We start from the raw sequence: 12,504 nt of genomic DNA, 5'->3' as shown, positions 1-12,504 counted from the left end.
GGCGTCGCCGCTGACGATGCCAGCCAAAGCCGCGCCGCATGATCAAGCCGCGTCACCCAAATTCAGCCATAGCTCATCCTCGTCGGCGCGGGCCAGCTGCCATTTCAGGGCCTGCGGCAGTTCGGTCTCCTGTGCGCGGGTCAGTTCCAGCACGTCGCCCTCGCGGGAGGCGACCAGATCGTCGGGCGCAAGCGTGGTGACGGATGTCCGCCCGCGCATCACGAAGCGGATCACGCCCTCGGCCTCGACGGCGTCGAAGCCGAAGTGGCGCGACAGCGTGGTGATCGAGGCACGGGGGCTTTCCAGCGCGGTGATGGCGTAGCCTTCGACCGCACCCCAGATCCTCGAGGATCGTCACGGGCGAGGTTCCACCATCGTCACGAGCCAGCTTCCCGTCGATCATTGGCATGAAGCCATTGGTGACCCCACCCTGGCGGATGCCATCCTCGACCGGCTCGTCCACAATGCCCACCGCCTTCAGCTATCTGGTGAAAGCATGCGGCGAAGAGCCACGAAACCTCTTGACCTCGGCCCTCAGGCCTGACCCCATGAACCTGTCGACCAGCCTGCCCGCGACCGCGAAACGGCTGCCCGCGATAGCGTGAAATGCGTGCCCGCGATCACGCGAAATCGCTGCCCCAATTCCGCGAAATGCGCAATGGCCCGCACCGGCGCTTTCAGCAACGTCAGAACGGCGATGCCATCCGTCAGATCGTGCGCGATGACCTCGGCCCGCCGTCCGGCATTGGCGCCGCTGGCCCATTCGACCGTGCCAAAGGTGAACCAGCCCGCTTTGATGCCACCGAGTCCCGAGGCGGTGAACGCCCGGTCGCGCAGCTGGTCGATCACCGCACCCGTTGCCCTGAAGGCTGACGCGTCCAGATCGACACCGCAAGGCCAAGCGCACGGGCGCGCGGTGCAAGTGCCCTGCTGTGACAGGCTGGGCCGTCTGCCGCGTTCACGGCGCGTATGGCGGGGCCAGGTCAGGCCCTGCCAATCCCGGCTATCGACACGGTGGCCGAACCAAGGAGGCCGAGGCGCTACGCCGAGCGGTGGCGGAACTCATGCGGGAAAGCAGGAAAGCGGCGGGGCGGCTCAGCGGGGCTTGATGTCCCGAACTTCGCGGCCCGCGCTGAAATGCGTCTGGCCGAGAAATACGACGCCGCGCAGGATCGGGGCGAAGTGGCGAAGGCGGGGAACCCCAATTGTTCCAGCCGGGAACAATTGCTGGGGCCGTCCGACCTTGGCCTGTCCCGCAAGGGCATCCACGAAGCCCGCCAGATGCGCGATGCCGAGCGCGCGAACCGGAAAATAACTGAAACACAAATAGGTCTAGTCCATGACCGCCCCAACGCAATGAACCGCCCTCCGACCCGACCATGAAGCCCCTGCCTAGCGCGGGGGCTTTTGCGTTTTTCTGAATTGCGGATGTGTGCGCTGACTTGGGGCGCGGGTCCGGGGCCGGGTCGGGACAGACTTTGACCTACCCCACCCTAGCTGATGCAGCTGGGGCTGTCCTGTCGCAATGGATAGCATCCAAGCGTTTTCAGGATGGTGGGCGCAATGGTGGGTGTATCGAAAACACCAGCGTAAACTATTGATTTAATTGAAGTGATGGCGGACAGTGAGGGATTCGAACCCTCGAGACGGTTCCCCGCCTACACACTTTCCAGGCGTGCGCCTTCGACCACTCGGCCAACTGTCCGTGGCGGATCGTCTAGCGCGGCCGGCGCACGGGCGCAAGCCGCAGAACCGTCAAAGCTTTGAAATCCGCTTCTGCAGTTCGGCCAGTTGCCGGCGGATCTCGGCCATGTCCTCGGGCTCGCCCGTCTTTTTCCTGCCGCGTCGCGCGTCGAGTTCGGGTGCGGCCGGATCGGCGTCGTCGCTGCCGCTTACACCCCAGCCCGAGGACATCGCCTTGAGGAAGGCCTGCTGCTGGCGCTGCAGCGCCTCGAAGCCGGGCATGGACGACATCGGGTTGGGAAAGGTCGAGAGGTTCTCCATGACCTTCGACTGGCCCTCGCGCAGCATCTCGAAACTGGCGGCAAGGAATTGCGGCACGACCGACTGCGCCTGGGTCGTGTAGCTGCGCACCAAGTCGATCAGCACGTCGATGGGCAGGACATTCTCGCCCCTGCCCTCGTGTTCGGCGATGATCTGCAGCAGATACTGGCGCGTCAGGTCGTCGCCGGTGCGAAGATCCACGATGCGCACCTGGCGGCCGGCACGGATGAAGCCGGCAATGTCGTCAAGCGTGACATAATCGCTCGTCTCGGTGTTATAGAGACGGCGGCTCGCATAGCGCTTGATCAGAAGCGGGGTCGTGTTCGCGGCCTCGGCCATGGCTCCTCCGGCGATGCATTTGCAGCGATGATGGGTAATGCCCCCGGAAAATGCAAAGGAAAAGCGCAGCCTGGCGCCTTTGCCCGTCGCGGCAGGGCAGAAAACGGCAAAAGGGGGGCAACGGGCGCCCCCCTTTCGATACCGGTTCAGGTCGAAATCAGACCTTGGCAGCGGTGGTCGCGGTGGTCGCGGCCTTCTTCACGGCAGCCTGGGTGTCGCGGGCGGCCTTCTCGGCGGCTTTCTGCGCGTCCGAGGCCAGGTCCTTGCCGGCGGTCAGCATCAGGTCGACGGTGTCCATCTGCACTTTCTTGGCGACTTCGGCGAAGGCGGCCATGTGCTCGGCGGCGGCTTCGGCAGCGGCGCTGGCGAAATCGCTGACGGCTTTGGCGTATTCAGCCGGCTCTTCCTTCGAGGCGGTCAGTTCGCCCAGGCGCGCGATGGTGTCCTTGGCCCACTGCGACGAGATCTCGGTCGAGCGCTCGGCGGCAGCCAGGGTCACTTTCGCCAGTTTCTCGCCCAGGGCGGTCTGCGACTTGAAGGCGTCCTGGAACGACGAGGTGTCGACCGGGAATTTCGCCAGAACGTCTTGCAGGGTCTTGGTGAAGTCGGGGGTCTTGGCCATTTCTTTTCTCCATTTGCGGCATCAGATCGGCCGCCTGTTGAATTCCGTGACCCCGATATACTTTCTGCGCCGCAGCATTGCAAGAAGTTTTTTGCTGCGTCGCAGAATAATTTTGCGCCCGCTCGTTACGCCCGCTCGTGGACGTAGCTGCCGGGTGCCGGGCCAAAGCCCGCGGCCGGCTCGCGTGCGGCGGTCATGGCGCCGGAATGCTGGCGCAGCCACTCGCCCCAGCGGCCCCACCAGCTGCCCTCGTGATGCTGTGCCTTGTCGCGCCAGTATTGCTCGCCCTTGCCGAAACCGGCGTCCGATGTGTAGTGGCCGTATTTCTTCTTGCTGGGCGGGTTGATGATGCCGGCGATATGGCCGGATTCGGACAGGATGAAGGTCTTGTCGCGCGAGCCCATCTGCGCCACGCCGCGCCAGCTGTCGGTCCAGGGCGCGATGTGGTCGGTTTCGCAGGCGATGGCGCAAAGCGGCACCGTGACCTCGGAAACGCGCAGCTTGTGGCCCATGACCTCGAATCCGTCGCCCACGAAGCTGTTCTTCTGGCACAGGCCGCGCAGATATTCGACCGCCATGCGGCCCGGCAGGTTGGTGCCGTCGCCGTTCCAGAACAGCAGGTCGAAGGCCGGCGGCGTCTCGCCCAGCATGTAGCTGCGAATCGCCGGCCCCCAGACCAGATCGTTGGCGCGCAGGAAGCTGAAGGTGCGCGTCATCAGCTGCGCCCCCAGGATGCCGCCGCGCGCCACCTCCTCCTCGATCCCCGAGACGAAATCATCCTGCAGATAGGGGGTGAACTCGCCCTGGTCGGCAAAATCGGTGAGCGTGGTGAAGAAGGTGGCCGAGTTCACCCGCTCGTCGCCGCGCTGCTTGAGCAGCGACAGCGTCAGCGCCAGGGTGGTGCCGGCAATGCAATAGCCGACCACGTTCAGCCTTTCCTGGTCGGTCAGGTCCAGCACCCGGTCCATGACCTCGAGATAGGAGGACACATAATCGTCCATGCCGGTGTCGGCATAGCTTGCGTCCGGGTTCTTCCAGGCGACCACGAACAGCGTATAGCCCTGATCGACGATCCATTTGATCAGGCTGTTTTGCGGCTTCAGGTCCATGATGTAGAACTTGTTGATCCATGGTGGAAAGATCACCAGCGGGATGTCATGGACTTCGGCGGTGGTCGGGCGATACTGGATCAGCTCGTAAAGCCGGGTGCGGGCGACGACGGTTCCCTGGGTGGCGCCGATGTTCTCGCCCACGCGGAAGGCCTCGCGGTCGGACAGCGAGACGATCAGCTCGCCCCCGTGCTGCTCGACATCGCGCACCAGATTCTCAAGCCCGCGCACCAGGCTTTCGCCCTCGGTCTCCAGCGCCTTCTCCAGCGCGTCCGGGTTGGTCGCGAGGAAATTGGTCGGCGCCATCATGTCGATCATCTGGCGGGTGAACCATTCGATCCGGCGCTGGTCGCTCAGCTCGGGCAGGTCCAGCGCGCTGGCGGCTTCCCGCAGCGCCTGGGCGTTGATCTGATACTGGCGCTTGATGAAGTTGAAATAGGGATGCGTCTCCCACAGCGGATTCGAGAATCGCCGGTCCCGGGGCGAATCGCTCTCCGGGGCAGAGAGGGTGCCGCGGGCCATCGCCGCCTGCGCCTCGGCAAAGTGACGCAGCGTCTCGCCCCAGAAATTCACCTGCTGGCCCAGCACGCGCTCGGGCTGCTCGGTCAGCAGCTTGACCCAGGCGGTGGTGGCGGTGGTGAACAGATCCGGGCCGGGCATCTCGACCCCGGGGCTGTGCGCGCGGCGCTGCGACAGCGCGGTGACCAGGCGCTGGGTCAGCGACTCGATGCGCTCGATGTTCTCGGCCAGCTGTCCGGGCAGGCGGCTCTTCACGCCGAAAGCCGCCTCGACAAAGGCCGCGGTGCGCGGGTTCTGGGCCGCGGACTCGGCTGCAGCCGGCGCTGGCGCAGCAGCCGGCGCAGGCGCGACCGGGGGCAGCACCTCGCCGCTGACCGCGGCGGGAGCGGCTTCGGCCTTGGCCTTGGCGGATTGCTTGCGATGCGTGCCGGTGCGGGTGTCGCTGCGGGTCGCCGACCTGCTGCGCGTGGCGGTGCCCCGGCCCGCGTTCTTGGCAGCGGCGGCCTTGCCGCGCGCCGGCTTGGCGGCCTCGTCCGCTTTCTCGGGCGAAACGCCCGGCGTCGCCGGGCTTGCCCCGGCGGTCAGCGAGGCGTCCGCAGCCCGGACCTTGCCGCCCGCATCCGACCCAGCCGACTTTTCACTCTCCGGCGCCGCATCCGGCTTATCGTCCTTGCCCGACATAATTGACAATCCTCCGTGACCGTAAAATCATTATGCCCAGTGCGGTTCTCAGGTAAAGGCGTGTCCGGTCCCGGCACGCCAGAATCCGGTGGGCCAGATTCGGGTGGCCCTTAGCATAGGCAGGCGACGATGACGACATACAAGGGTATAAGGGGGATCATCTCCTACGACGCGATGGAGACGATCCGCAACACCAGCGAATGGGCCGGCGCCAGCGCCAGGGCGCTCGCCTCCTATCCGGCCTTCGCGATGATCCCCAATCCGATGTTCAAGCTGATGTCGGCCTGGGGACGGGTGACCGAGCGCAGCTTCGCGCGCATGGTCATCAAGCCCGACTGGGAGATCCCGCCCATCGTCTCGGAACTTGGCCAGGACCACATGGTCTATGTCGAGCCGGTGATCGAGCGCCCCTTCGGCGATCTCGTGCATTTCCGGGTCGCGCGCCGCGAACCCATGCCGCGCAAGGTCCTGCTCGTCGCCCCGATGTCCGGCCATTACGCCACGCTCCTGCGCACCACGGTCAGCTCGCTGCTGCCCGATTGCGAGGTCTATGTGACGGACTGGCGCAATGCCCGCGACATCCCGGTCAGTTGCGGCAAGTTCGACATCGAGGATTACACCCGCTATCTGGTGGATTTCATGCGCCACCTCGGGCCCGACCTGCATGTGATCGCCATCTGCCAGCCGGCGCCGCTGGCCCTGGCCGCCGCCGCCATCATCGCCGAGGAAACGCCCGCCGAACAGCCGCGCTCGCTGATCCTGATCGGCGGCCCGATCGACCCCGATGCCGCCGCGACCGATGTCACCGACTTTGGCAACCGCATGACCATGGGCGAACTCGACTACCTGATGATCCAGCAGGTCGGCTTCAAGTATCGCGGCGCCGGGCGCATGGTCTATCCCGGTCTGGCGCAGCTCTCGTCGTTCATCTCGATGAATGCCGACACGCATATGCGCGCATTCCTCAACAAGATCTATGCCGAGGCGCGCGGCCAGGGCTCCGAGGGCGACAAGCACAACGTCTTCTACGACGAATATCTGTCGGTCATGGACATGACGGCGGAATTCTACCTCTCGACCGTCGGACGCATCTTCAAGGAGCGCGAGATCGCGCGCAACTGCTTCTCGGTCGAGGGCAAGCCGGTCGATCTGGGCAAGATCACCACTGCCAAGGTGATGACGGTCGAGGGCGCGAATGACGACATCTCGGCCCCCGGCCAATGCGTCTCGGCGCTGTCGCTCTGCACTGGCGTGCCGGCGAATCGCAAATACCAGCACCTCGAGCCGGGCGCCGGTCATTACGGCATCTTTGCCGGCCGCAGCTGGCGGCTGAACATCCGGCCGCTGGTTCTGGACTTCATGGACGATCAGCTTCACCCCGGCGGCATCCGGCGCAAGCGCGGCGGCGATGCCACGACCCCCTCGCTGCAGCTGCGCATCAACCCGGGCGAGGACGACTGCAAGATCGCGGTCTGAGCCGCGCGGCGCGTGCCCTCAGACGGCGCGCGCCGTCACCTCGGCGACGGCCTCGCCGATCAGCGCCAGGCAGTCCGGCGTCGAAAAGCGATGGTCGGCGCCCTTGACCAGGGTCAGGCGCAGGTCGCCCCCCGAACCATGCGCCAGCAGTTCCAGCGCCCAGGCCATCGGCACATCGCGATCCTCGGTGCCTTGCAGAAAGCGCACCGGAAACGGCAGCGGCAGCGGCTGGTTCATGACCAGATGATCGCGCCCGTCCTCGATCAGGCGCCGGGTGATGACATAGGCATCGCCGCCATAGTCGCAGGCCTGCTCCACCCGCCCCTCCTGCTGCATGCGGGCGCGCTCGGCCTCGGAGAATCCGGCCTCGCAGCCGCGCTGGGTGAAATCGGGCGCCGCGGCGATGGTGACCAGCCCGGCCAGGCGCTCGGGGATGGCGCGTGCCACCAGCAGCGCGATCCAGCCCCCCATCGAGGAACCCACCAGCACCTGCTGGCCGGTGGTCAGACCCTGGATGGCGGCCATGGCATCGGCAAACCAGTCGCCGATCACCCCGTCCTCGAAGGCACCCGAGGATTCGCCATGCCCGGAATAGTCCAGCCGCAGAAAGGCCCGGCCGCGTTCGCGCGCCCATTCCTCCAGCCACAACGCCTTGGTGCCCTGCATGTCCGACCGGAACCCGCCCAGAAAGACGATGCCCGGCCCCTGCCCGTCCAGCCGGTTATAGGCGATCCGCCGCCCCTGCGGCCCCTCGAAATACTGTGTCATGTTCTTTCTTGCCCAAATAACCTGCGGGGGGAGTCGCGGCACGCGACGGGGGCGTACAGCCCCCACCCCTGCCTAGCCGCATTGACAATTCCCGGCAATCGCGCAACACCCGCGCCACATAACCCGCAACCGGGCGTTCCGTGGGCGCCAAACCGACGAGGAGGACGCATGTCCCTGATCTCCCTCACCTTCCCCGATGGCAATGCGCGTGAATACCCCGCCGGCGTAACCGCAGCCGAGGTGGCCGCCTCGATCGCCCCCAGCCTGGCCAAGAATGCGATCTCCGCCAGCCTCGACGGCCGGCACATCGACCTGCAATGGCCGATCGCGCAATCGGGCGCCATCGCCATCAACACGATGAAGGACGCGGATCCCGCGCTGGAACTGATCCGCCACGACCTCGCCCATATCATGGCCCGCGCCGTGCAGGAGCTTTGGCCGGATGTGAAGGTCACCATCGGCCCGGTTCGCGATCAGGGCTGGTTCTACGATTTCGACCGCGCCGAGCATTTCACCCCCGACGACCTCGGCCTGATCGAATCGCGGATGAAGCAGATCATCGCCGCCCGCGATCCGGTCCGCACCGAGCTCTGGGACCGCGCCCGCGCCATCGCCCATTACGAGGCGGCGGGTGAGCCATTCAAGGTCGAACTCATCAACCGCATCCCCGGGGATGAGCCGATTCGCATGTATTGGCACGGCGACTGGCAGGACCTCTGCCGCGGCCCGCATCTGCAGCACACCGGCCAGGTTCCGGCCGACGCCTTCAAGCTGACGCATGTCGCCGGCGCCTATTGGCTGGGCGACGCGAGCCGCCCGATGCTGCAGCGCATCTACGGCGTGGCCTTCAGGAACCGCGACGACCTCAAGGCGCATATGACCATGCTCGAGGAGGCCGCCAAACGCGACCACCGCAAGCTGGGCCGCGAAATGGAGCTGTTCCATTTCCAGGAAGAGGCCCCCGGCATGGTCTTCTGGCACCCGAACGGCTGGTCGATCTACCGCGAGCTGGAATCCTACATGCGCCGTCGCCTGATCCGCGCCGACTACAGGGAAATCAGGACGCCGCAGGTGGTGGACCGGGTGCTGTGGGAAAAATCCGGCCATTGGGAAGCCTATCGCGAGAACATGTTCCTGGTCGAGGTGGACGAGGAAGGCGCCAAGGAAAAGCGCATCAATGCGCTCAAGCCGATGAACTGCCCCTGCCATGTGCAGGTCTATAACCACGGGCTGAAATCCTACCGCGACCTGCCCTTGCGCCTGGCGGAATTCGGCTCGTGCCACCGCTATGAGCCTTCGGGCGCCATGCACGGGCTGATGCGGGTGCGCGGTTTCGTGCAGGACGACGCGCATATCTTCTGCACCGAGGACCAGATCAAGCAGGAATGCGCCGGCTTCATCGGCCTGCTGTCCTCGGTCTACGAAGACCTCGGCTTCTCGAGGTTCGACATCAAGCTCTCGACCCGGCCCGATGTGCGCGTGGGCTCGGACGCGATCTGGGACAAGGCCGAGGCGGCGCTTTCGGGCGCCATCGAGCATCTCGGCCTGCCCTATGAGGTGAACCCCGGCGACGGCGCCTTCTACGGCCCCAAGCTGGACTTCAAGCTGACCGACGCCATCGGCCGCGAATGGCAATGCGGCACGTTCCAGTGCGACTTCAACCTGCCGCAGCGCCTCGGCGCGGAATATGTCGGCGAGGACGGGGCCAAGCACATGCCCGTCATGCTGCACCGCGCCGTGCTGGGCAGCTTTGAGCGTTTCATCGGCATCCTGATCGAGAACTATGCCGGCAAGCTGCCGCTGTGGCTGGCGCCGCGCCAGGTGGTGGTCGCCTCGATCGTCTCGGCAGCGGATGATTACGTTCACGAGATCGTGAAGGCACTGCGCGCCGCGGGCCTGCGCGCCGAGGCTGATACCCGCAATGAAAAGATCAACTACAAGGTGCGCGAACATTCGCTGGGCAAGGTGCCGGTGATCATGGCCGTGGGCCTTCGGGAGGTCGAGGAGCGCAGCGTCTCGGTGCGCCGCCTCGACAGGCAGGGCAGCGAAAGCCTTGCGCTGGCCGAGGCCCTCGCCCGGCTTGTCGATGAGGCCACGCCCCCCGACCTGCGCTGACGCCCCGCGCCGCGGCGGGAAACCGCCCGCGGCGCCGCGCCAGGTAACCTTGCGTCACTTCGCGCGGCGCTTTCTGACTTGCGTTTTTTCACGAATCGTTCATCCTGCCGACCGCGTGAGCACGACTTTCTACCGCCTCCCTTCACGGGGCAGCCGGACTTGACGGGAAAGGGCTGCACGGCCCCGGGCGCAATCTCGCCCCGGGATCACTTGAAGGAGAGACGGTATAATGGCTACCGGCACCGTTAAATGGTTCAACGCCACCAAAGGCTATGGCTTCATCGCCCCCGATGACGGCGGCAAGGATGTGTTCGTGCACATCTCGGCCGTCGAGCGCGCCGGCCTGACCGGGCTGAACGACAATCAGAAGATCGGCTATGAACTGCAGTCCGGCCGCGACGGCCGCAGCTCGGCCAGCGACCTGAAGCTGCTCTGATCGTCCGATCGCCAGAGACTGGAAACGGCCCGCCCCGTCGCGGGCCGTTTGCATTTGCGTCGCCCCCGGCTTCTTTCCTGCCCAATTATCCTGCGGGGGAATCGCGGCACGCGACGGGGGCGCAAAGCCCCCTCTTTTCCGGCGCACCGCCTGCGGTTATCTCGACGCCATGGCTGCGACGGAAAAGACGATGAATCTGGCCGAGCATGTGCTGCGGACGGGCGCGCTGACGCCGGACAGGCTGGCCATGTCGGTGGTCGGGCTCGGCCGCGCCGAGCGCTGGTCGCATGGCCGGCTGCGTCAGGCGGTGCTGGGCACCGCGACCGGGCTTTTGCGCAGCGGGCTGAGGCCCGGCGACCGGCTGCTGCTGCGGCTGGGCAACACCTCCGGCTTTCCGGTCACCTGGCTGGGCGCCATCGCCGCCGGCATCGTGCCGGTGCCCAGTTCGGCGCAGCTGACCGCGGCGGAAATCACCCGCATCGCCCGGCTGGTCCGGCCCGCAGCGATCGCGGCCGACGCCGGCATCGCCCTGCCCGACCATGCCGCGCCGCTGCTGGACGCCCGGACCCGTGCCGGTTTCCAGACCCTGCCCGGGGCCGGTTTCGCCCCGGCCGCCCCGGATGATCTGGCCTATATCGTCTTCACCTCGGGCACATCGGGCCAGCCGCGCGGCGTCTGTCACGCGCATCGCGCCATCCTGGCGCGGCAGATGATGTTTCAGGGCTGGTACGGGCTGACGGCGCAGGACCGGCTTTTGCATTGCGGCGCCTTCAACTGGACCTTCACACTCGGCACCGGGCTGATGGATCCCTGGACCATGGGGGCGACGGCGTTGATCCCGGCCTCGGGCATCGCCCCCGAACAGATCCCGCTGCTGGCCGCTCGCCACGGCGCCAGCATCGTCGCCGCCGCCCCCGGGGTGTTTCGCCAGATGCTGCGCGGCGACTGGCGGCCCTGGCCCGGGCTGCGCCACGGCCTGACCGCGGGCGAGCGCCTGGACCCCGGCCTGCGCGCCGCCTGGCAGGCCCGCACCGGCACCGACCTGCACGAGGCTCTGGGCATGTCGGAATGCTCGACCTTCGTCTCGGGCAGCCCGGCGCGCCCGGCACCGCCCGGCAGCACCGGCTTTCCCCAGCCCGGGCGCCGCATCGCCATCCTGGACGAGGACGGCCGGGAATGCACCCCCGGCCAGCCCGGCACGCTGGCGGTGCACCGCTCGGACCCGGGGCTGTTCCTTGGCTATCTCGACCAGCCGCAAGAGACCGCCGCGCGCTTTCGCGGCGCGTGGTTCCTGACCGGCGATCTGGTGCGAATGACGCCCGAGGGCGCGATCCACAGCCTCGGCCGCGCCGACGACATGATGAACGCCGGCGGCTTTCGCGTCTCGCCCGCCGAGGTCGAGGAGGCGCTTGCCAGCCACCCCGGCGCCGGCGAGGTCGCGGTGACCGAACTGCCGGTCGCGCCGGGCAGCAGCGTCATCGCCGCCTTCTGGACCGGCACCCTTGACGCCGAAAGCCTGCGTGCCCATGCCGACACGCGGCTTGCGCGCTACAAGCAGCCGCGCGCATACATCCACCTTCCCACCCTGCCCCGCACCGCCACCGGCAAGATCAACCGCCGCGCCCTGCGTGAGGCCCATCGCAAGGACCAGCCATGACCGATCCCCTGCCCGGCCAGGTCCAGCTTGACATATTCGCCGACCCGGTCTGTCCCTGGTGCCTGATCGGCAAGGCGGAACTGGACCGGGCGCTGGAAAGCCGCCCCCTCCATCCCCTCGCCATCAGCTGGCAGCCCTTCCAGCTGGATCCGCAGATGCCGCAGGCGGGCATGGATTACCCCGCCTACATGAAGTCGAAATTCGGCGACGCGCAGGGCATCCTTGCCGCCATGCGCCCGGTGCTGGAGGCCGGCGAGCGCCTGGGCCTGCAGATCAATCCCTCGCTGATCCAGCGCGCCCCGAACACGCTGAACGCGCACCGGCTGCTTTACTGGGCCGGGCTCGAGGGCGTGCAGACCCCGGTCATGTCCGGGCTGCTGCGCGCGCATTGGCGCGAGGGCCGCAATATCTCCGACCTCGAAGTGCTGGCCGGGATCGGCGCCGCGGCGGGCATGAGCGCCGAGATGGTCCGCCGGCTGCTGGCCACGACCGCGGACCGCGACCAGATCGCCGCCCGCGAAATGCAGGCGCGCCGGCGCGGCATCACCTCGGTGCCGACCTTCATCATCGCCGGGACCCATGTCGCAAGCGGCGCCCAGCCCGCCCGCCTGTGGCAGGATGTCATCGACGAGTTGACCGGCCAGACCCCCAACAGCTAGATTTGCGCTGCGACACGCACACTAAATCTGGAAAAATCAATCCGCTTGACCTATATTGATTCCCTGTTGCCCGCGGGCTGGCAGCCACGGCCACGGGCTGTATAAGCCCCGCTTCGCCC

The 12,504-nt window shown here is 66.8% G+C and carries 11 protein-coding genes, 1 tRNA gene and 2 pseudogenes; 6 read left to right on the top strand and 8 right to left on the bottom strand.

What is annotated here, in order from left to right; genetic code table 11:
* Positions 1–75: 75 nt before the first annotated feature.
* Positions 76–342: pseudogene (locus WMK75_RS12315) on the bottom strand (phage tail protein); the annotation flags it as partial.
* Here WMK75_RS12315 and WMK75_RS12310 point away from each other — a divergent pair.
* Positions 338–544: pseudogene (locus WMK75_RS12310) on the top strand (ATP-binding protein); the annotation flags it as partial. The pseudogenes WMK75_RS12315 and WMK75_RS12310 sit on opposite strands and share 5 nt — an antisense overlap.
* Here WMK75_RS12310 and WMK75_RS12305 read toward each other — a convergent pair.
* From WMK75_RS12305 to phaC, 6 genes are all read right to left on the bottom strand, one after another.
* Positions 535–849, bottom strand: coding sequence for a phage BR0599 family protein (locus tag WMK75_RS12305; RefSeq protein WP_347267956.1), 315 nt, complete (start codon positions 847–849; stop codon positions 535–537). The pseudogene WMK75_RS12310 and the gene WMK75_RS12305 sit on opposite strands and share 10 nt — an antisense overlap.
* A 246-nt stretch (positions 850–1,095) precedes the next feature.
* Positions 1,096–1,326, bottom strand: a complete 231-nt coding sequence (locus WMK75_RS12300; protein WP_347267955.1) for a hypothetical protein — start codon at positions 1,324–1,326, stop codon at positions 1,096–1,098.
* Between the two features lie 289 nt (positions 1,327–1,615).
* Positions 1,616–1,705, bottom strand: a tRNA-Ser gene (locus WMK75_RS12295).
* A 50-nt stretch (positions 1,706–1,755) separates the two neighbouring features.
* Positions 1,756–2,343, bottom strand: a complete 588-nt coding sequence (gene phaR / locus WMK75_RS12290; protein ID WP_347267954.1) for a polyhydroxyalkanoate synthesis repressor PhaR — start codon at positions 2,341–2,343, stop codon at positions 1,756–1,758.
* Positions 2,344–2,500: 157 nt separating this feature from the next.
* Positions 2,501–2,965: a phasin family protein gene (locus WMK75_RS12285; RefSeq protein WP_347267953.1), complete on the bottom strand. Its 465-nt coding sequence runs from the start codon at positions 2,963–2,965 to the stop codon at positions 2,501–2,503.
* Between the two features lie 125 nt (positions 2,966–3,090).
* Positions 3,091–5,274 (bottom strand): class I poly(R)-hydroxyalkanoic acid synthase, encoded by a 2,184-nt coding sequence (gene phaC / locus WMK75_RS12280; protein WP_347267952.1) that lies wholly within the window; start codon positions 5,272–5,274, stop codon positions 3,091–3,093.
* 147 nt (positions 5,275–5,421) lie between these two features.
* Here phaC and phaZ point away from each other — a divergent pair, with 147 nt between their 5' ends.
* Entirely contained in the window at positions 5,422–6,750 is a 1,329-nt protein-coding gene (phaZ, locus tag WMK75_RS12275; protein WP_347267957.1) for a polyhydroxyalkanoate depolymerase, read from the top strand.
* A gap of 18 nt (positions 6,751–6,768) precedes the next feature.
* Here phaZ and WMK75_RS12270 read toward each other — a convergent pair whose 3' ends face one another.
* Positions 6,769–7,518, bottom strand: coding sequence for an alpha/beta hydrolase (locus tag WMK75_RS12270; protein WP_347267951.1), 750 nt, complete (start codon positions 7,516–7,518; stop codon positions 6,769–6,771).
* A gap of 168 nt (positions 7,519–7,686) precedes the next feature.
* Between WMK75_RS12270 and thrS the strand changes: the two genes are divergently transcribed.
* The 4 genes from thrS (at position 7,687) to WMK75_RS12250 (ending at position 12,385) form a co-directional block, all read left to right on the top strand.
* Positions 7,687–9,633, top strand: coding sequence for a threonine--tRNA ligase (gene thrS, locus WMK75_RS12265; RefSeq protein WP_347267950.1), 1,947 nt, complete (start codon positions 7,687–7,689; stop codon positions 9,631–9,633).
* Positions 9,634–9,862: 229 nt separating this feature from the next.
* Entirely contained in the window at positions 9,863–10,069 is a 207-nt protein-coding gene (locus tag WMK75_RS12260; protein ID WP_347267949.1) for a cold-shock protein, read from the top strand.
* 190 nt (positions 10,070–10,259) lie between these two features.
* Positions 10,260–11,726 carry a class I adenylate-forming enzyme family protein gene (locus WMK75_RS12255; protein ID WP_347267948.1) on the top strand — a complete coding sequence of 489 codons (1,467 nt, stop codon included), beginning with the start codon at positions 10,260–10,262 and terminating at the stop codon, positions 11,724–11,726.
* Complete coding sequence (locus WMK75_RS12250) at positions 11,723–12,385, top strand: DsbA family oxidoreductase (protein WP_347267947.1); 663 nt, start codon at positions 11,723–11,725, stop codon at positions 12,383–12,385. The genes WMK75_RS12255 and WMK75_RS12250 overlap by 4 nt, the downstream gene beginning before the upstream one ends.
* Positions 12,386–12,504 lie beyond the last annotated feature (119 nt).

This window comes from Paracoccus sp. (in: a-proteobacteria), from assembly GCF_039808215.1.
Classification (GTDB): domain Bacteria; phylum Pseudomonadota; class Alphaproteobacteria; order Rhodobacterales; family Rhodobacteraceae; genus Paracoccus.
The sequence above is the reverse complement of the archived record's forward strand: the minus strand, read 5'-3'. Positions and strand labels throughout refer to the sequence as shown.